Here is a 19,114-nt window from a genome sequence, read left to right on the forward strand (position 1 = left end):
TGGTTTGTTGTGCCAACACTCAGAAGTCGTAGCTCGCGCTCACCGAGACGTTCAGCGGTGCGCCATAAACCACGTAAGAGCCGACGTAATCGTAATACTCTTTGTCGAACAGGTTGTTGACGTTCGCCTGAATAGCAAAATCTTTGGTGACCTGATAGCGGCTGAACAGATTAACCAGTCCGTAGCTGCCTTGCTCTGCGCGGGATTGTCCCGCCGGGCCACCGTCCACATCCGTCCACACTTTGTTCTGCCAGTTTACGCCACCGCCCACCGTCAGCGCCGGCAGCATTGGCAGTTGATAACGGGTAAACAGCTTCATTGTCGTGCGCGGCTGATCGGAACTGACAGCGCTGCCGTTCTTATCTTCCGCAATGTAGCGGGTCGCGCCGAACGTCAGCTGCCAGTTATCGGTCAGGGCGCCGTTTAGCTCGAACTCAATCCCTTTGCTGACCACGCCGTCCAGCGATTCATAAATCGACTCACCGCTCGGCATGTAGGTATAGGTGTTGCTCGCCACGTTATCCTGCTCGATGCGGAAAATCGCCAGCGAGGTGGTCAGACGGGTATTAAACCAGTCTGCTTTAACACCGGCTTCGTAGCTTTTGCCCGTGGTTGGATCGAGATAACGTCCGCTGGCGTCGCGCTTGTCCTGCGGCTGGAAGATGGAGGTATAGCTGACGTAGGTCGACCAGTCTTCGTTGATATCGTAGACCAGACCCGCGTAAGGCGTTACGTCATCTTCAGTGCTTTCCAGACGGGTGTCAGGAGAGCCCGCCGGGTTATAGCGAATGTTGTAGTTGGTGTAGCGCGCCCCGAGGATCAGGTGCAGCGGGTCGGCCAGCGAGAAGCGGGCGGAGGTGTACGCTGAGGACTGGCGAATGTCATCCTGGCTGTAGAGCTTCCACGGGGTCCACTGCGGATCGGCGATATTTCCGTTCCAGTTTTTGAAATTCCCCACGTCCACCATGCCGTACAGCGCATCCGGCATTCTGTTGTCATAGTGGTTGCGCTGTCGGCTGAAGCTGCCGCCAAACATCATCTCATGCTGGCGGCCGAAAAGATCGAAGCCGCCGCGCAGGAAGGCATCAACCGCATCCTGTTTGCGTTCACCTCTGTTCCAGCCGCCGTAGCCAACCATGCCCGCCCCGGTCTCTTTTTCCGGATAGCCGGACATATACATCAGCTTGCTGTCGAAGTTGGTCTCCGCGTGCATGCCGTTGACGTGCGCTTCCCAGCCGTTGTCGAAACGCTGGGTCAGGTTAGCAAAGATGCGGGTGCTATCCTTGTCCGAGTAGGCCCAGTCAGGCGCAACGGTCTGGCTGCGATTATAGTCGGTTTTACTCCCGTCGCTGTACCAGGTCGGCAATCCGCCCCAGGTTGGATCGGCGGTGTGGCTTTCCTGATATTCATACCCTACAGAGAGGGTGGTGCTGTCGGTGACGTCCGCATCCACCACGCCGTAGAGGAACTTGTTCCGGTAGTGGTAGTTATCCACGAAGCTGTCGTTGTCCTGATAGCCCGTAATCAGGCGTCCCCGTACCTTCCCGGACTCTACCAGCGGTGCCTGGAGATCCAGCACGTAGCGCTGTTTGTCCCAGCTGCCGTAGCTGGCCGAGACATTGCCTTTGAACTCATTGCTGTCCGCATGCTTACGCACCATATTGACGTACGCCGCCGGGTTACCGGTGCCGGACATCAGCCCGGTCGCGCCGCGAACCACTTCGATACGGTCGTAAATCGCGGTATCGGCGGCGGTGTCGCCGAAGTTCCACACTTCGCTGATGGAGGTGGGCAGGTCGTCAAAGGCGTAGTTACTGACGAAAAATCCGCGCGAGTAAAATACGGTACGATCGCTGTCCTGCACCTGCGCTGTTACGCCAGTCGTGTTGGTTAACACCTGGCCGATAGACTGCAGGTTCTGATCCGCCATGCGCTGTTGGCTAATGACGCTAACGGACTGTGGGATATCACGGGGAACCAGCAACAGCTTTGTGCCGGTGGTGGTGGTTTTTACGCTGTAATCCCGGTCCTGACTTGCGGAAGGATCCTGCGTATTGTCAAAACCTCCATCCACGACGACGGTGTCTTCGGTTGCTGATGCAGCGAAAGCGGCGGCTGGCGTCAATGCCATAGCAATACAGGCTGCCAGCAACGAAGGCGTTGCGACAGGCTGACGTTGCCCATCCCTGGTGTGATCAATGAAAGACATTATCAAACCCTTATGAACGGTGAAGAGTGTTTGCGTCAGTCCCACAAATACGGTCTGACGTCGTTTTCTATGTTAAAAATGCGCATGAAAATGCAAATGCGAAATATACGCATTGCCATTAATGCTGTAAACAGATGTGTCGTGCGAAACTGAAATAATGTTTCAGCCCGTTAAGGCACGCGAGCGGTCACTCTTCAGTCAGCTGATGAATATTCAGCAAAGAATTCGGGGGAGAAGGTTGAAAGGACAGGAGAAACTCGCTCATACTCTTGAATTGTGTCACACAGTCCTCCAGAGAGTGTGTTAACAGCGGACGCACCTAACAAAAAAGGAAAAGGTCATGGCTGAAGAAACGATTTTCAGTAAAATTATTCGCCGCGAAATCCCGTCGGATATCGTCTATCAGGATGAACTGGTAACGGCTTTCCGGGACATTTCCCCTCAGGCACCGACACACATCCTTATCATTCCTAATATTCTGATTCCGACCGTAAACGACGTAAAAACCGAGCACGAAGTGGCGTTAGGTCGTATGCTGACGGTGGCGGCGAAAATTGCCGAGCAGGAAGGCATAGCGGAAGACGGTTATCGTCTGATCATGAACTGTAATCGTCATGGCGGCCAGGAAGTTTATCATATTCACATGCATCTGCTGGGTGGACGTCCGCTGGGACCGATGCTGGCTCACAAAGGTCTGTAAAATGTTTAAAGGGCGTATTGCAGCGCTGGTAATGACGATGATGGTTGTGGGGTGCAGCACGCGTCCGGCGATCCCCGTCAGCGATGAACAGACGCTGGTGATGGAATCCTCCGTGCTGGCTGCGGGCATCACGGCGCAACAGCCCGCAATGACCATCAGTGAAATTAAATCTTCTGCCTCCTCTACGCTCTATAACGAAAGAAATGAACCGGTGACGGTCCACTACCGTTCTTTCTGGTATGACGTAAGAGGTCTTGAGATGCACCCGCTGGAGGCGCCGCGCAGCGTCACTCTTCCGGCAAGGTCGTCGGTAACGCTCTATGACAGCGCCAGCTATCTGGGTGCGCATAAGGTGAGACTTTATCTTTATCTCTAAGGGGTGAACCTTGATTAAAAATATGAGCCGTTATGCGCTCGTGACCGCATTCGCGCTGTTCCTCGCAGGGTGTGTGACCCGTACAGAACAGCCAGCACCTGTGGAAGAGGTAAAGCCGGGTACCGAGCAGCCGACACCGCCAACGCAGACCCAGCCAACCGTGCCGTCTGTACCGTCTATTCCGTCACAGCCTGGCCCGATTGAACATCAGGACCAGACGTCACAACCTGCGCCGCGCGTGCGCCATTACGACTGGAACGGTGCGATGCAGCCGATGGTCGGTAAAATGCTGCAGGCTCAGGGCGTGACGGCAGGCAGCGTGCTGCTGGTCGATAGCGTGAACAACCGTACCAACGGTTCGCTGAATGCGGGCGAAGCGACAGAAACGCTGCGCAATGCACTGGCAAACAACGGTAAGTTTACGCTGGTCTCTGCTCAGCAGCTCGCATTAGCCAAACAGCAGCTGGGCCTGTCTCCGCAGGATAGCCTCGGCACCCGCAGCAAGGCGATTGGCATTGCCCGCAACGTTGGTGCCCAGTATGTGCTGTACTCTAATGCGACCGGTAACGTGAATACCCCAGCCCTGCAGATGCAGCTGATGCTGGTTCAGACAGGCGAAATTATCTGGTCAGGTAAAGGTGCGGTTACGCAACAATGACACCACGCGTGAAGAGATTCTGACGCGTTATTTTCCACAGTACCGCCTTATCGCGCCGCAGGCCCACTCCGGGCTTAGCGGCGCGAGTTGCATTATAGCGCGGGGCGCGCACCGTCTGGTCTTGCGGCAGAACCACGATCCCTTCGCCCCGGCTTTCCAGTTTCGCCGTCAGTTTCGCGCCCTCAAACGCCTTCCGTCGGATCTCGTGCCTGAACCCCGATTTTTCAGCAAGGGCTGGATGGCCGTCGACTATCTGGAGGGGGAGGTGAAAAGCGCGCTGCCGGACACCCCAGCGCTTGCGGCGATGCTGTATCATCTGCACCAGCAACAGCGTCTGGGGTGGCGAATCGCCTTACTTCCACTGCTGGAAAACTACTGGCAACAAGCCTCTCCAGCAAGACGTACCCCAGTGTGGCTTGCGCATCTCAAACGGCTGCGTAAAGCGGGCGAGCCGCAACCGATTCGGCTCTCGCCGTTACATATGGATGTGCACGCCGGGAACATCGTGCATACGCCACAGGGCGCCAGGCTTATCGACTGGGAATATGCCGGAGACGGCGATGTGGCGCTGGAGCTGGCCGCGGTCTGGACGGAAAGTGAAGCCGCGCGGCAGAAACTCATCAGAGAGTATGCCAGCGTTGCGCACTTTAACGCCGATGCGCTGGCACGCCAGGTGAGACGCTGGCGGCCTTGGGTCATCATGCTGATGGCGGGCTGGTTTGAGATGCGTTTGCAGCAGTCCCGAGATAAACAATTTATTGCGCTGGCAGACGATGCCTGGCGCCAGTTACAAACGAAAGGATAAGAGAGGTGAGTGTGGGTCCAGTCATGTTGGATGTAGAAGGGTTTGAGCTGGATGCGGAGGAGCGTGAAATTCTGGCGCATCCGCTGGTGGGCGGCCTGATCCTGTTTACCCGCAACTATCACGATCCGGCGCAACTGCGTGAACTGGTGCGCCAGATCCGCGCCGCGTCGCGCAATCATCTGGTGGTGGCCGTCGATCAGGAAGGCGGCCGCGTGCAGCGTTTTCGCGACGGTTTTACCCGCCTGCCGGCAGCCCAGTCTTTCGCCGCGCTGCTCGGCACGGAAGAGGGTGGGAAACTGGCGCAGGAAGCCGGCTGGCTGATGGCCAGCGAAATGATTGCCATGGATATCGACATCAGCTTTGCCCCGGTGCTGGACGTGGGTCATATCAGCGCCGCGATCGGCGAGCGCTCCTACCATGAAGATCCGCGTATTGCGCTGGAAATGGCGACCCGGTTTATCGACGGGATGCACGAGGCGGGAATGAAAACCACCGGGAAACACTTCCCGGGCCACGGGGCGGTGACGGCGGATTCCCACAAAGAGACCCCGCGCGACCCGCGTCCGGAAGCGGAAATTCGCGCCAAAGATATGTCGGTGTTCCGCTCGCTTATCACCGATAACAAGCTGGACGCCATTATGCCAGCACACGTGATTTACAGCGATGTCGATCCGCGTCCTGCCAGCGGCTCCCCGCACTGGCTGAAAACCGTTCTGCGCCAGGAACTGGGTTTCAACGGCGTCATTTTCTCCGACGATCTGTCGATGGAAGGGGCGGCAATCATGGGCAGCTATGCTGAGCGCGGTCAGGCCTCGCTGGATGCAGGTTGCGATATGATCCTGGTCTGCAATAATCGTAAAGGTGCCGTTAGCGTGTTGGATAACCTGTCACCGATCAATGCTGAGCGTGTTACGCATTTGTATCATAAAGGTTCATTTAGCCGTCAGGAGCTGATGGATTCGGCGCGCTGGAAGTCGGTCAATGCCCGGCTTGAAGACCTGAATGAGCGCTGGCAGGCACATAAAGCCAGCCTGTAAACCCTCCCGGAAGGCGTAGCGTGGTGAGAAGACAATGATCATCTATTTACACGGTTTTGACTCAAACAGTCCTGGTAATCATGAGAAGGTGCTACAGCTGCAGTTTATCGATCCCGATGTACGGCTGATTAGCTACAGTACGCGCCATCCGAAGCATGATATGCAGCATCTGCTCAAAGAGGTGGACAAGATGCTGCAGCTTAACGTCGACGATCGCCCGTTGATTTGCGGCGTGGGGCTGGGCGGCTATTGGGCGGAGCGGATTGGCTTCCTGTGCGACATCCGCCAGGTGGTCTTCAATCCTAACCTTTTCCCGAATGAGAACATGGAAGGCAAAATTGACCGCCCGGAAGAGTATGTCGATATTGCGACCAAGTGCGTGAGCAACTTCCGTGAGAAAAACCGCGATCGCTGTCTGGTGATCCTCTCGCGTAATGATGAAGCACTGAATAGCCATCGGGCCGCAGAGCTGCTGCATCACTATTACGAGATCGTCTGGGACGAAGAGCAGACCCACAAGTTCAAGAACATCTCCCCGCACCTCCAGCGCATCAAAGCCTTTAAAACGCTGGGCTAAACCACAGCCTGCCACTTCAGAAACCCGGTCGCGAACGCGCACCGGGTTTCTTTTTGTCCAGAATTGTCTACTTTTAAGCCATCAAAACTTGATGCATATCAATTTTGGTATGACCAATGCGCCTGACGTGTTATTCTCAATGCACCTGAATGGTTTCAGTGCTGTAACCTGTTGTTAATTAAGGGTTATTTTCATAACTTTTAATTAACAATTGGTTAATAATTTGAGGGGGTCACGTTGACTACGCCATTGAAAAAGATAGTGATTGTAGGCGGTGGTGCTGGCGGGCTGGAGCTGGCCACACAGTTAGGCAAGAAGCTGGGGCGCGGTAAAAAAGCCAAAATCACGCTGGTGGATCGTAACCACAGCCATCTGTGGAAACCGCTGCTGCACGAAGTGGCGACCGGCTCACTGGATGAGGGCGTGGACGCGCTGAGCTATCTGGCGCACGCGCGCAACCATCATTTCCAGTTCCAGCTGGGCTCGGTGGTTGACATCAACCGTGAGAGCAAAACCATTACCCTGGCCGAGCTGCGTGATGAAAAAGGCGAGCTGCTGGTCCCCGAGCGCAAGCTGGCGTATGACACGCTGGTGATGGCGCTCGGCAGTACCTCCAACGACTTCAACACGCCGGGCGTTAAAGAGCACTGTATCTTCCTCGATAACCCGCACCAGGCGCGTCGTTTCCATCAGGAAATGCTGAACCTGTTCCTGAAGTACACCAGCAATCTGGGTGCGAATGGCAAGGTTAACATTGCCATTGTCGGCGGCGGCGCGACAGGCGTTGAGCTGTCCGCAGAGCTGCACAATGCGGTTAAACAGCTGCACAGCTACGGTTACAAAGGGTTAACTAACGAAGCGCTGAACGTGACGCTGGTTGAAGCGGGTGAGCGTATTCTGCCTGCGCTGCCTCCGCGCATTTCCGGCGCAGCGCACAATGAACTGACGAAACTGGGCGTGCGCGTCCTGACGCAGACCATGGTGACCAGCGCTGACGAAGGTGGACTGCACACCAAAGACGGCGAGTACATCAAAGCGGATCTGATGGTCTGGGCGGCAGGTATCAAAGCGCCTGACTTTATGAAAGATATCGGTGGTCTGGAGACGAACCGCATTAACCAGCTGGTCACCGAGCCGACGCTGCAAACCACGCGCGACCCTGAAATCTTCGCTATTGGTGACTGTGCCTCCTGCGCGCGTCCTGAAGGGGGCTTCGTGCCGCCGCGCGCTCAGGCCGCGCACCAGATGGCAAGCCTGGTGCTGCACAACATCCTGGCGCAGTACAAAGGCAAGCCAATGAAGGCGTATGTCTATAAAGACCACGGTTCTCTGGTATCGCTGTCAAACTTCTCTACCGTCGGTAGCCTGATGGGTAACCTGATGCGTGGCTCGATGATGGTGGAAGGGCGCATTGCACGCTTCGTGTATATCTCCCTGTACCGTATGCACCAGATCGCGCTGCACGGCTACTTTAAAACGGGCCTGATGATGCTGGTGGGCAGAATCAACCGCGTCATTCGTCCACGTCTGAAGCTGCACTAATCTTTCACTCCCTCCGGGCCCTCCGGAGGGATTTTTTAGCATATCATGCTGCTCGTCGTGGATTAGGTGCCTAAGAGTTCTCCTAAACGCGATATATCTCTCCCCGATCTCCACTTTTTGATCCTTTGTCTTATTGGCGAAGCCGCGCCTCCATAGCAGAATTGTTACCAATAGCAACAAAGGAGGAAGTCCCGTGAATAAATCAATGTTGGCGGGTATAGGGATCGGCGTCGCAGCTGCGTTAGGTGTGGCTGCTGTTGCCAGTCTCAACGTTTTAGATCGCGGCCCGCAGTATGCGCAGGTGGTTTCTGCAACGCCTATTAAAGAAACCGTAAAAACCCCACGTCAGGAGTGCCGTAACGTCTCCGTAACCCACCGTCGTCCGGTACAGGATGAAAACCGTATTGCCGGCTCTGTTCTGGGTGCGGTAGCGGGTGGGGTGATTGGTCACCAGTTTGGCGGTGGTCGGGGTAAAGATGTCGCGACCGTGGTCGGCGCGCTGGGTGGCGGCTATGCCGGTAACCAGGTGCAGGGCGCAATGCAGGATAACGATACTTACACCACGACCCAGCAGCGCTGTAAAACCGTCTATGACAAGTCGGAAAAAATGCTGGGCTATGACGTGACCTACAAAATTGGCGATCAGCAGGGCAAAATCCGCATGGATAAAGACCCGGGCACCCAAATTCCACTGGATGGAAACGGCCAGCTGGTACTGAATAACAAAGCGTAAAAAAGATGTTCTCTGAACTTAGCTCCTCAAGCGCTCAGGCTGAGGAGCTTTTTTTTGCGTCAGATTTTGAGCAGTTCAGGCCACAGGCGCAGCGTGGTGTCGGAAATGTTCTGCAGTTTTTCCAGCGTCGCCCCTTCACGGGCGCTGATCGACATTCCCTGTAAAATACAGCTCAGGTATTGCGCCAGCATCTGAGGCTGGCAGTGTGCGGGAATTTCACCGCGCTGCTGGCGCTGAGCCAGAAATGCGCTGAGCGTCTCCTCCTGCATCGCATGACGCGATTTCACCGTATTGGCGATCTCTTTTGATGCTGCCGCCAGGGTGGCAGAGGTGTTAATCATAAAGCAGCCCGCGGGCGTCTCTTTACTGGTGAAGCAGGTGGCAACGGCGGTAAAGTAATCCCGTAGCGCCTGTTCAACGCTTTTCTCTTCACAAAATAGCTGGGCTTCGTGTTTCGCCGCAAAGCGCGAAATGTACCTGTCCAGCACCGCCCTGAACAGCCCCTCTTTATTGGTAAATTCAGCATAAAGCGTCGGCGCTTTAGCTCCGGTGGCTTCTACCAGATCGGAAAGCGAGGTCGCTTCATACCCATGTTGCCAGAAGAGAGTCATGGCCTTATCAAGCGCTGCATCCCTGTCAAACACTTTTGGTCGGCCACGGCTTTTCTTCACACAACTCGTGACGTCGGTTGTCATTTGCCGTTGGTCCTCTGTTGGTTTGTTGAATGACCATTATAAAAATAAACGCAGCCCACCACCAGTGCAGAATGCTTAAAAATAAATTAATCATATATGTATGAAAAATAACAATTTTAAAATTTAATTAATGCTCGTTATAAAAATGTGTTGACGCGTGAGCTGGATCACATTTATGATTTACCTATCGATCGTTAACTAAATAGCTAACGACCAAAAAATTCATCTGCCAAAGGTAAACATTATGAAAAACGTAAAAACCCTCATCGCTGCTGCTGTACTGAGTTCACTCTCTTTCGCAAGCTTTGCTGCTGTACAGGTACAATCCACTCCAGCCGATCAGCATAAAGTCGGGACGATCTCTGCATCTGCCGGGACTAACCTGGGCTCTCTGGAAGATCAGCTGGCACAAAAAGCGGAAGCAATGGGTGCAAAATCTTACCGCATCACCTCTGTGACCGGTCCTAACACCCTGCACGGCACTGCTGTCATCTACAAATAAGCCGGGCATAAACCCTCATTTATGCCACTGCAATAAAAAACGCCCTGCTTAGCAGGGCGTTTTACTTTCCGTCTTACATGGACTGCTGGACGACATTGTGATGCCGGGTGACATCGGTCGGCATGCCTGACCGCGCTTCCATCGCGCGCTCCATCACCAGGCTATCGGTATTCGCATTCGTTTTGAAGCTCACCATCGTAGCACTCAGGTTAATGGGTAATGTCTGGGGATCATCGCCGATATTTTTTGATAGCGGCTGGTGAATCTCAACCAGCCGCACGCCGCCTGGCTCTTCAGAGACCTTAATCGGCGTATTGATAATATTCACCTTCGTTCCCGGCGTAACGACGTTAAACAGCGTTTTGATATCGTCATCGCGCAGACGAATGCAGCCGGAGCTGACGCGCATGCCGATGCCAAAATCCGCGTTCGTACCGTGCAGCAGGTACACACCGCCATATGCGGCAAGGCGGATCGCGTGATGACCCATCGGGTTATCCGGGCCTGCCGGAACCACGGCAGGAAGATCGATGCCCTGGGCCTTATAGCGGGCGCGAATGTTGGCCGTCGGCGTCCAGGTTGGGTTGGCGCGTTTATCCGAGACGGTGGTGACCATCGTCGGCGTCAGCGTATCGCCGCCCAGTTGACCAATACCGATAGGGTAGACGGTAACCTCATTTTTACCCGGCGGGTAATAGTACAAACGCAACTCCGCCAGGTTGATCACGATCCCCTCGCGCGGGGCATCCGGCAGGATAGTCTGTAATGGAATGGTCAGTACGCTGCCCGCGCGCGGGACGTACGGATCGACGCCGGGGTTCGCCTGCAGCAGGGCCAGAAAACCGACGTTATATTTTTTGGCTATCGCTTCCAGTGAGCCACCATTGTTTTCAACCACATGAAAACGGTTTTCGCCCACCACCTTGCTGCCGGGCGGGGGAAGGGGCCAGGTGTTTGCCCGAGCAGGAAGCGCAACCGCGACGGTGGCTGCCAGCGCAAACAGGGTTATCCAGCGGGTAAAACGCGAAGAGGTCATCATCACCATAATCCATATAAATGATAAGGTTATTGTTTTATAAGGGGTTAAAGATAATTATGGCGAATGGGTGTGTCGGGAAGATCGGGTGAAGTGCAAAGAGTTTGTAAATTGTCCCCCCGCCAGCACTGCGCTAACGGGGGGAAGGGCGAGTTACGCGACAGCGTTCTCTTCCAACTGACGCATAAAGTTACGCACCCAGTCCATGCGCGTTTTGCGCTCCGTCAGCTCCTGGGTAAATTTCAGTCGCGTCGGGCCATCAAGACGGAAGTGCTGCGGCTGTTTTTGCAGCAGGCCGATCAGCCACATCGGGTTGACGTGGTTCTTCTCGGCAAATTCAATGACGCCGCCTTTTTCGTTGCCCTCAAGCTTGCGAATGCCCAGCTTCTGCGCCTGCTGGCGCAGGCGCGCGATATCCAGCAGGTTACGCGCAGCATCTGGCAGCAGGCCGAAGCGGTCGATCAGCTCAACCTTAATTTCTTCCAGCTCGTTTTCCGTCTTCGCGCTGGCGATGCGCTTGTAGAACGACAGTCGGGTATTCACGTCCGGAATGAAATCGTCCGGCAGCAGGGAAGGCATTCGCAGCTCGACCTCGGTTTGCTGGCTGGTCAAATCTTCCAGAGACGGCTCGCGCCCGGCCTTCAGGGCGTCCACCGCGTTTTCCAGCAGTTCCATATAGAGCGAGAAGCCGATGGTCTCCATGGAGCCGCTCTGGTCCTCACCCAGCAGTTCACCTGCGCCGCGGATCTCCAGGTCGTGCGTGGCAAGCGCGAAGCCTGCGCCGAGGTCTTCCAGCGAGGCGATGGCTTCCAGGCGCTTTTGCGCGTCGGTGGTCATCGCTTTCGGATGCGGCGTCAGTAGCCAGGCGTAGGCCTGATGGTGCGAACGCCCGACGCGGCCGCGCAGCTGGTGAAGCTGGGCCAGGCCGAAGTGATCCGCGCGTTCGATGATAATCGTGTTCGCCGTTGGAATGTCGATCCCGGTTTCGATGATGGTGGTACACACCAGCACGTTAAAGCGCTGGTGGTGGAAGTCGTTCATCACCCGCTCCAGCTCGCGTTCGCGCATCTGTCCGTGACCGATGGCAACACGCGCTTCCGGTACCAGTTCCGCCAGCCTGTCGGCGGCTTTCTGGATGTTTTCCACGTCGTTATACAGGTAATAGACCTGACCCCCGCGCAGCACTTCACGCAGAATGGCCTCACGCACCACCAGATTGTCGTACTCGCGGACAAAGGTTTTTACCGCCAGACGACGCGCCGGCGGCGTGGCGATAATCGACAGATCGCGCATGCCGCTCATCGCCATGTTCAGGGTTCGCGGGATCGGCGTCGCGGTCAGGGTCAGGATATCGACGTCGGCGCGCATCGCTTTGATGCGCTCTTTATGGCGAACCCCGAAGCGGTGCTCTTCGTCGACGATCAGCAGCCCCAAATCTTTCCACTTCACGTCGCTTTGCAGCAGCTTATGGGTCCCGATCAGAATATCGATCTTGCCTTCGCTTGCCTGCTCCAGGATCTGCGTCTGCTCTTTGGTGCTGCGAAAACGCGACAGCATTTCGATGCGTACCGGCCAGTTGGCGAAGCGGTCGCGGAAGTTGTCGAAGTGCTGCTGAGCGAGCAGGGTGGTTGGCACCAGCACCGCCACCTGCTTGTTGTTTTCCACTGCAAGGAAGGCGGCGCGCATTGCCACTTCGGTTTTGCCGAAGCCGACGTCGCCGCAGACTAAGCGGTCCATTGCCAGCGGCTGGCACATGTCGCTCAGCACGGCATTGATCGCCTGGGCCTGATCCGGCGTGGTTTCAAACGGGAAGCTGTCGCAGAAGAGCTGATACTGTTCTTTGTCGTGCTTAAAGGCGAAGCCCTCTTTGGCCGCGCGCTGGGCGTAGATATCCAGCAGTTCGGCCGCCACGTCGCGCACTTTTTCCGCCGCTTTCTGGCGTGCACGCGCCCAGGCGTCGCCGCCCAGCTTGTGCAGCGGCGCATTTTCCTCCGCGCCGCCCGCATAGCGGCTGATCAGGTGCAGCGACGAGACCGGTACATAGAGTTTGGCGTCGTTGGCGTAGGTCAGCATCAGGTATTCACCTTTGATACCGCCCGCTTCCAGCGTGGTCATCCCCTGATAGCGGCCAACGCCGTGCTCCAGGTGAACAATCGGCTGGCCTGGATGCAGCTCGGCCAGGTTGCGGATCAGCGTGTCCGGGTTGATGGTCCGACGGCTGTCCTGACGGCGGCGCGCGACGCGCTCGCCCAGCAGGTCGCTTTCGCAAATCAGCGCCAGGTTGTTGAGCGTGTCGATGAACCCGTGCTCGGCGGCGCCGATCATCAGATAACGACCGTTTCCGGTTGCTTCGCTCAGGCGAAGAATGCGCTTCGGCGCCACCTTAATGCGTCCCAGCAGCTCACCCAAAGCTTCGCGGCGGCCTTCACTCTCAACGGAGAACACCACCGGCCCGGTAAAGGATTCCAGGAACTTGCGCAGATTATCCAGCGGCGATTTCTGCTGCGCCTGTACGGCCAGCTCCGGCAGCGTGCGGAAGGCGAGGTTGGTATTGGCGGCCTTATCGGCAAGCGAATCGGTTTTCAGCTGCATGCGCGGCCAGCGCTTCAGCTCGGCGTTGAGTTCGTCGGTGCGCAGCCACAGCGCTTCCGGCGGCAGGAGCGGACGCATCGGGTCAACGCCCCGGTTTTCGAAGCGTGCGCGGGTTTCGCTTTCAAAGCGGCTGGCGCTGGCGTCGATATCGCCGGTGTTCACAATCAGCGTATTCGCCGGGAAGTAGCTGAACAGGGCGGGCAGCGGCTCGCTGAAGAACAGCGGCTGCCAGTATTCGATTCCGGCCGGGAGCGTACCTTTGCTGACCTGCTGATAGATATGTTCTGCATCGCGCTTTACGTCGAATCTGTCGCGCCACTGGCTGCGGAACAGCTCGATGGCGGTTTTGTCCGTCGGGAACTCGTGGGCAGGCAGTAAATTGATGGATTCCACCTCTTCCAGCGTGCGCTGGGTGTCGGCATCGAACACGCGCAGGCTGTCGATTTCATCATCAAAGAAATCCAGACGATACGGCTGGTCGCTGCCCATCGGGTAAAGGTCGAGCAGCGCGCCGCGGGTGGCATATTCCCCGTGCTCCATGACCTGATCGACATGGCGATATCCGGCACCGTCAAGCTGGTCTCGCAGGGTGTCGCGAGACAGGCGCTGGCCTTTTTTCATCACCAGCGCGTGGCCGTGCAGATAGCTGTGCGGGCAGACGCGCTGCATCAGGGTATTCACCGGCACAATCAGCACGCCGCGCTGCATGGTCGGGAGTTGATAGAGCGTCGACAGGCGCGAGGAGATGATCTCCTGATGCGGGGAGAAACTGTCATACGGCAGCGTTTCCCAGTCGGCCAGGCTGAACACCAGGCTATTGGTGAACTGGCGAATTTCATCGTGCAGGCGCAGGGCGTTTTGCATATCCGGGGCAACCAGCACCACCGGGCCAGGGTGCCGCTCAGCGATTTCTGCCACCAGCGTGGCGCAGGCCGCGCCCGTGAGTTCACCCAGCTGGCGCTGGTCGCCCGCTTTGACGGGCAAGGAATAACGATAGTGTTCAGGCATGGCTATGTCAGAGTCTCTTATGGATATACCAACAGTATTGGGGCATATCACTGATACGCAATGTCTTTATTATCCTCGATCGTTTTACATAAGCAAATTGTAACCGCACGGCAGGGCTAAACGCCCCCAAAACGGGGGCGGAGAGGGCATTAACGGGTGGCAGGTGACAGGCTCCGCGCAGACGGAGGAGAGAAGAAAAGGTCCCCGAACAGCGCGGTGGAAATTTTACGCACCCCGAGCCCGGCAAGGGTACAGATAAGCAGGCTGGCAATCGGGTAGACCAGTATTAAGCACAGTTCTGCCCAGACCGGCCAGTAAGCGGCATTCATCTCGCCGATCAGGATCAGGCTGAAGGCCTCAATTAAGATGCGGTGGGTGGTATAGATCGCAATGGTGTTTGAGCCAATCACGTTCAGCAGGTTGTTGGGATGTACGGCATAACGTTGCTCAAGGCTGTAGAACAGCTTCATGATCAACACGATCGACAGCAGAGAAAGCAGGAGAGGAACGTTAGCAAACCACAGCACCACGGAGACGGCCGCGAAAGCGCCAGTAGCCAGCCAGGTGCGGCGCAGGTTGAAGCTTTTCATCCACGCCATCAGCTCGGCGCCATACCACGCCCCCAGGCTGTAGTAGATCATGTTGCGTACCACGCTGTTCATTCCCCACCACGGCAGCGGCAGGAAGTTGATCGCGATGCTCGCCAGCGCAAGAAGTCCGAGTACCGGCAGCTTCCAGCGGCTCAGCAGTTTACACAGCGTGAAGTAGACCACCAGAGCATACAGATACCACAGGCTGGTGCTGGCGGTGAGCATGCCCCGCACAAATCCTGCCAGAGAATCGGCGTAGGCCGCGTTCGACGAGGTGGCAAGCTCGCGATCGGGCGCCAGCCAGGCGTTCAGGTGGGTCAGCGCCTGCCATTGCAGGATCCCCCACAGCGCCAGAACCCAGACAATGCTCCAGATCCGCTTGTCGAGGCTGGTGCGCCAGTCTACCTCATCAATATAACGACGGATCAGATAGCCGGAGATAAAGAAGAAAACCGGCATCCGGAACGGGGCGAGATAGAGGTTAAAATAGACCCAGCATTTGGCGAGGAGACCGGAGAGCGGATGCTGTAGCCCGCTGAGATGAGGATAAAAGGTGATAACCGAGTGGTAAATCACCACCAGACAGATGCACAGCCCTTTTATCTGGTTTATCCATAATGCTTTTTGCTTCATTGTTCGCAACTACCTTATTGCCATAGACGAACGAGCAATTGTTGTTAAACGAAACCGTGATGTAATGGGTAACAGTCTGTATCAGGAGGTTTTTCGGAAAAGGTGGAGGTTGCGAGGCGCGGTTTCAGACATTAGTACCCTGATTTATCTGAATTTTTCGGAAAAATGATTACCAAAGCTTACGGTTTCAGTCATTTACGCTTAACGGATTCGCTTATATACTCGTGGGTCTGCTATCAGCAAACAGACGGACTTCATGTATCAACCTGTCGCACTCTTCATAGGCTTACGTTACATGCGTGGGCGCGCCGCGGACCGCTTCGGTCGCTTTGTCTCCTGGCTTTCGACTATTGGCATTACGCTCGGCGTGATGGCTCTGGTGACGGTGCTTTCCGTCATGAATGGCTTTGAGCGCGAGCTGCAAAACAACATCCTGGGGCTGATGCCGCAGGCCGTTCTCTCATCGAATAACGGTTCCGTTAACCCGCAACAGCTGCCGGAAAGCGCGGCGAAGTTACAGGGCGTCACGCGCGTTGCGCCCTTAACCACTGGCGATGTGGTGCTGCAAAGCGCCCGCAGCGTGGCGGTCGGCGTGATGCTGGGGATTGACCCGGCGCAAAAAGACCCGCTGACGCCGTTCCTGGTTAACGTGAAGCAAACCGATCTGGAAGCCGGAAAATACAACGTGATTCTGGGTGAGCAGCTTGCCGGGCAGCTTGGCGTCAACCGCGGCGATCAGCTGCGCGTGATGGTGCCGTCCGCCAGCCAGTTTACGCCAATGGGTCGCCTGCCGAGCCAGCGCCTGTTTAACGTGATTGGTACTTTTGCCGCCAACAGCGAAGTTGACGGCTATCAGATGCTGGTGAACATTCAGGATGCGTCACGCCTGATGCGTTACCCGGCGGGAAATATCACCGGCTGGCGCCTGTGGCTCGATCAGCCGCTGAAGGTCGATACCCTCAGCCAGCAAAAACTGCCGGACGGCACCAAATGGCAGGACTGGCGCGAGCGTAAAGGCGAGCTGTTCCAGGCCGTGCGCATGGAAAAAAACATGATGGGGCTGCTGCTGAGCCTGATCGTCGCCGTGGCTGCATTTAACATCATCACCTCGCTGGGCCTGATGGTGATGGAGAAGCAGGGCGAAGTCGCCATCCTGCAAACCCAGGGTTTGACGCCGCGCCAGATCATGGCGGTCTTTATGGTGCAGGGGGCCAGTGCAGGCATTATCGGCGCGCTGTTGGGCGCCGTGCTCGGCGCACTGCTTGCCAGCCAGCTTAATAATTTAATGCCGATCATCGGCGCTCTCCTTGACGGCGCGGCGCTGCCAGTGGCTATCGAGCCGCTGCAGGTGGTCGGAATTGCGCTGGCCGCGATGGCCATTGCGCTGCTTTCTACGCTTTATCCTTCCTGGCGCGCTGCCGCCACTCAACCCGCTGAGGCTTTACGTTATGAATAAGATCCTGTTGCAATGCGACAACCTGTCCAAACGCTATCAGGAAGGCACTGTGCAGACTGACGTGCTGCACAATGTGAGCTTCAGCGTGGGCGAGGGCGAGATGATGGCGATTGTCGGCAGCTCCGGCTCGGGCAAAAGTACTCTGCTGCACCTGCTGGGCGGGCTGGACACGCCAACCAACGGCGACGTGATCTTCTCCGGTCAGCCGATGAGCAAAATGTCCTCTGCGGCGAAGGCCGAGCTGCGTAACCGCGAGCTGGGCTTTATCTACCAGTTCCATCACCTGCTGCCGGACTTCACGGCGCTGGAAAACGTGGCGATGCCGCTGCTGATTGGTAAAAAGAAACCGGCAGAAATTAACGCCCGCGCCAGCGATATGCTGAAAGCGGTAGGACTGGGCCACCGGGGAAATCACCGCCCGTCGGAGCTGTCCGGCGGCGAGCGCCAGCGCGTGGCGATTGCCCGCGCGCTGGTCAATAATCCGCGCCTGGTGCTGGCGGATGAACCGACCGGTAACCTGGACGCGCGCAATGCGGACAGTATCTTCCAGCTTCTCGGCGAGCTGAACGCCTCGCAGGGAACCGCGTTTCTGGTGGTGACTCACGACCTGCAGCTGGCAAAACGCATGGGTCGCCAGCTTGAGATGCGCGACGGCCATCTGAACGCGGAACTGACCCTGATGGGAGCAGAGTAATGGCGTCACCGTTATCGTTACTCATCGGGTTACGTTTTAGCCGCGGTCGCCGACGCGGCGGCATGGTGTCGCTGATCTCCGTGATCTCCACCATCGGTATTGCGCTGGGCGTGGCGGTCCTGATTGTCGGCTTAAGCGCCATGAACGGCTTTGAGCGCGAGCTGAATAACCGCATTCTGGCGGTGGTGCCGCACGGGGAGATCGAGCCGGTTAACCAGCCGTGGGCCAACTGGAGCGATGCACTCACCAAAGTGGAAAAAGTGCCGGGCATTGCCGCGGCTGCACCCTACATTAACTTTACCGGGCTGGTGGAGAGCGGGGTTAACCTGCGCGCCATCCAGGTAAAAGGGGTCAACCCGGCCCAGGAGGAGCGGCTCAGCGCGCTGCCGAAATATGTACAGAACGGCGCGTGGGCGAATTTTAAGGCCGGCGAGCAGCAGATCATTATGGGTAAAGGCGTTGCCGATGCCCTGAAGGTGAAGCAGGGCGACTGGGTGTCAATCATGATCCCGAACGCCAGCGCCGATCACAAACTGCAGCAGCCAAAACGCGTGCGCCTGCACGTTACCGGTATTCTTCAGCTGAGCGGCCAGCTTGACCATAGCTTTGCGATGGTGCCGATGGAGGATGCACGCCAGTATCTCGACATGGGCGACAGCGTGACGGGCATTGCCATTAAGGTGAACGACGTCTTTAACGCCAACAAACTGGTGCGTGATGCCGGCAGCGTGACCAATAACTATGTCTACATCAAAAGCTGGATCGGCACTTACGGATATATGTACCGTGATATCCAGATGATCCGTGCGATCATGTATCTGGCGATGGTGCTGGTGATTGGCGTGGCGTGCTTTAATATCGTCTCGACGCTGGTAATGGCGGTTAAGGACAAGAGCGGCGACATCGCCGTGTTGCGTACCCTTGGGGCAAAAGACGGTCTTATTCGCGCCATCTTCGTCTGGTACGGTTTGCTGGCAGGGCTGTTCGGCAGCCTTTGCGGCGTGGTGATTGGCGTGGTGGTTTCTCTGCAGCTGACGCCGATTATCAACGGCATTGAAAAGCTTATTGGTCACCAGTTCCTGTCCGGTGACATCTATTTTATTGACTTCCTGCCGTCTGAACTGCACTGGCTGGACGTTTTTTATGTGCTGGTTACAGCACTTTTACTGAGTCTGCTGGCAAGCTGGTATCCGGCGCGTCGCGCAAGCCGAATTGATCCGGCGAGGGTATTAAGTGGCCAGTAATTACGTCATGGTGTAGCGGTCCTGAGG

At 56.6% G+C, this 19,114-nt stretch carries 17 protein-coding genes; 12 read left to right on the forward strand and 5 right to left on the reverse strand.

All coding sequences use genetic code 11. The features are described 5' to 3' along the window. Positions 1-19 precede the first annotated feature (19 nt). Positions 20-2,209, reverse strand: coding sequence for a ferric-rhodotorulic acid/ferric-coprogen receptor FhuE (gene fhuE, locus IM294_RS13405; protein WP_126817565.1), 2,190 nt, complete (start codon positions 2,207-2,209; stop codon positions 20-22). 340 nt (positions 2,210-2,549) lie between these two features. On the opposite strand from fhuE, the gene hinT reads away from it, so the two are divergent. The 8 genes from hinT to IM294_RS13445 all read left to right on the forward strand — a co-directional run bounded on the left by hinT (position 2,550) and on the right by IM294_RS13445 (position 8,637). Beyond that, positions 2,550-2,909 carry a purine nucleoside phosphoramidase gene (hinT, locus tag IM294_RS13410; protein WP_006809243.1) on the forward strand — a complete coding sequence of 120 codons (360 nt, stop codon included), beginning with the start codon at positions 2,550-2,552 and terminating at the stop codon, positions 2,907-2,909. A 1-nt stretch (position 2,910) separates the two neighbouring features. After that, on the forward strand, positions 2,911-3,285 hold the full coding sequence (locus IM294_RS13415) for a YcfL family protein (RefSeq protein ID WP_193360356.1): 375 nt from the start codon (positions 2,911-2,913) through the stop codon (positions 3,283-3,285). A 13-nt stretch (positions 3,286-3,298) separates the two neighbouring features. Further along, the gene (gene lpoB / locus IM294_RS13420; RefSeq protein ID WP_193360358.1) at positions 3,299-3,943 is read left to right on the forward strand and encodes a penicillin-binding protein activator LpoB; all 645 of its coding nucleotides are present in this window, start codon (positions 3,299-3,301) and stop codon (positions 3,941-3,943) included. After that, positions 3,924-4,748, forward strand: coding sequence for a thiamine kinase (gene thiK, locus IM294_RS13425; RefSeq protein ID WP_060572826.1), 825 nt, complete (start codon positions 3,924-3,926; stop codon positions 4,746-4,748). The genes lpoB and thiK overlap by 20 nt, the downstream gene beginning before the upstream one ends. Before the next feature lie 11 nt (positions 4,749-4,759). Next, complete coding sequence (gene nagZ / locus IM294_RS13430; protein ID WP_126817790.1) at positions 4,760-5,785, forward strand: beta-N-acetylhexosaminidase; 1,026 nt, start codon at positions 4,760-4,762, stop codon at positions 5,783-5,785. 34 nt (positions 5,786-5,819) lie between these two features. After that, complete coding sequence (gene ycfP / locus IM294_RS13435; RefSeq protein ID WP_008500781.1) at positions 5,820-6,362, forward strand: alpha/beta hydrolase YcfP; 543 nt, start codon at positions 5,820-5,822, stop codon at positions 6,360-6,362. Between the two features lie 237 nt (positions 6,363-6,599). Next, positions 6,600-7,904: an NAD(P)/FAD-dependent oxidoreductase gene (locus IM294_RS13440; protein ID WP_028012730.1), complete on the forward strand. Its 1,305-nt coding sequence runs from the start codon at positions 6,600-6,602 to the stop codon at positions 7,902-7,904. Between the two features lie 193 nt (positions 7,905-8,097). Next, entirely contained in the window at positions 8,098-8,637 is a 540-nt protein-coding gene (locus IM294_RS13445) for a glycine zipper 2TM domain-containing protein (RefSeq protein WP_028012731.1), read from the forward strand. A gap of 59 nt (positions 8,638-8,696) precedes the next feature. On the opposite strand, the gene comR is transcribed toward IM294_RS13445, so the two are convergent. Continuing rightward, entirely contained in the window at positions 8,697-9,332 is a 636-nt protein-coding gene (gene comR, locus IM294_RS13450; protein WP_028012732.1) for a TetR family copper-responsive transcriptional repressor ComR, read from the reverse strand. A gap of 244 nt (positions 9,333-9,576) precedes the next feature. Here comR and bhsA point away from each other — a divergent pair, with 244 nt between their 5' ends. Further along, a complete protein-coding gene (gene bhsA / locus IM294_RS13455; RefSeq protein WP_023332711.1) occupies positions 9,577-9,834 on the forward strand; it encodes a multiple stress resistance protein BhsA in 258 nt (85 codons plus the stop codon). 73 nt (positions 9,835-9,907) lie between these two features. On the opposite strand, the gene IM294_RS13460 is transcribed toward bhsA, so the two are convergent. The 3 genes from IM294_RS13460 to IM294_RS13470 all read right to left on the reverse strand — a co-directional run bounded on the left by IM294_RS13460 (position 9,908) and on the right by IM294_RS13470 (position 15,693). Further along, positions 9,908-10,873: a L,D-transpeptidase family protein gene (locus IM294_RS13460; RefSeq protein ID WP_126817561.1), complete on the reverse strand. Its 966-nt coding sequence runs from the start codon at positions 10,871-10,873 to the stop codon at positions 9,908-9,910. 150 nt (positions 10,874-11,023) lie between these two features. Further along, positions 11,024-14,470: a transcription-repair coupling factor gene (mfd, locus tag IM294_RS13465; RefSeq protein ID WP_126817560.1), complete on the reverse strand. Its 3,447-nt coding sequence runs from the start codon at positions 14,468-14,470 to the stop codon at positions 11,024-11,026. Between the two features lie 149 nt (positions 14,471-14,619). Next, positions 14,620-15,693: an acyltransferase family protein gene (locus IM294_RS13470; protein ID WP_126817558.1), complete on the reverse strand. Its 1,074-nt coding sequence runs from the start codon at positions 15,691-15,693 to the stop codon at positions 14,620-14,622. Positions 15,694-15,949: 256 nt separating this feature from the next. Here IM294_RS13470 and lolC point away from each other — a divergent pair, with 256 nt between their 5' ends. From lolC to lolE, 3 genes are read left to right on the forward strand one after another with little or no spacing between them, the layout of a single operon-like run. Then, positions 15,950-17,149, forward strand: a complete 1,200-nt coding sequence (gene lolC, locus IM294_RS13475; protein WP_028012739.1) for a lipoprotein-releasing ABC transporter permease subunit LolC — start codon at positions 15,950-15,952, stop codon at positions 17,147-17,149. Next, positions 17,142-17,843, forward strand: coding sequence for a lipoprotein-releasing ABC transporter ATP-binding protein LolD (gene lolD / locus IM294_RS13480; protein WP_008500772.1), 702 nt, complete (start codon positions 17,142-17,144; stop codon positions 17,841-17,843). Before lolC ends, lolD begins: the two co-directional genes overlap by 8 nt. Beyond that, on the forward strand, positions 17,843-19,087 hold the full coding sequence (gene lolE / locus IM294_RS13485; protein ID WP_126817556.1) for a lipoprotein-releasing ABC transporter permease subunit LolE: 1,245 nt from the start codon (positions 17,843-17,845) through the stop codon (positions 19,085-19,087). The genes lolD and lolE overlap by 1 nt, the downstream gene beginning before the upstream one ends. Positions 19,088-19,114: the final 27 nt, after the last annotated feature.

Source organism: Enterobacter cloacae complex sp. P43RS (assembly GCF_014930585.1).
GTDB lineage: Bacteria > Pseudomonadota > Gammaproteobacteria > Enterobacterales > Enterobacteriaceae > Enterobacter > Enterobacter bugandensis.

Coding starts and splice junctions, on each gene's coding strand:
- lolD (WP_008500772.1), top strand. CDS start 17,142: ATGAATAAGATCCTGTTGCAATGCGACAACCTGTCCAAACGCTATCAG.
- comR (WP_028012732.1), bottom strand. CDS start 9,332: ATGACAACCGACGTCACGAGTTGTGTGAAGAAAAGCCGTGGCCGACCA.
- fhuE (WP_126817565.1), bottom strand. CDS start 2,209: ATGTCTTTCATTGATCACACCAGGGATGGGCAACGTCAGCCTGTCGCA.
- hinT (WP_006809243.1), top strand. CDS start 2,550: ATGGCTGAAGAAACGATTTTCAGTAAAATTATTCGCCGCGAAATCCCG.
- IM294_RS13470 (WP_126817558.1), bottom strand. CDS start 15,693: ATGAAGCAAAAAGCATTATGGATAAACCAGATAAAAGGGCTGTGCATC.
- IM294_RS13415 (WP_193360356.1), top strand. CDS start 2,911: ATGTTTAAAGGGCGTATTGCAGCGCTGGTAATGACGATGATGGTTGTG.
- lolC (WP_028012739.1), top strand. CDS start 15,950: ATGTATCAACCTGTCGCACTCTTCATAGGCTTACGTTACATGCGTGGG.
- bhsA (WP_023332711.1), top strand. CDS start 9,577: ATGAAAAACGTAAAAACCCTCATCGCTGCTGCTGTACTGAGTTCACTC.
- lolE (WP_126817556.1), top strand. CDS start 17,843: ATGGCGTCACCGTTATCGTTACTCATCGGGTTACGTTTTAGCCGCGGT.
- mfd (WP_126817560.1), bottom strand. CDS start 14,470: ATGCCTGAACACTATCGTTATTCCTTGCCCGTCAAAGCGGGCGACCAG.
- IM294_RS13460 (WP_126817561.1), bottom strand. CDS start 10,873: ATGATGACCTCTTCGCGTTTTACCCGCTGGATAACCCTGTTTGCGCTG.
- ycfP (WP_008500781.1), top strand. CDS start 5,820: ATGATCATCTATTTACACGGTTTTGACTCAAACAGTCCTGGTAATCAT.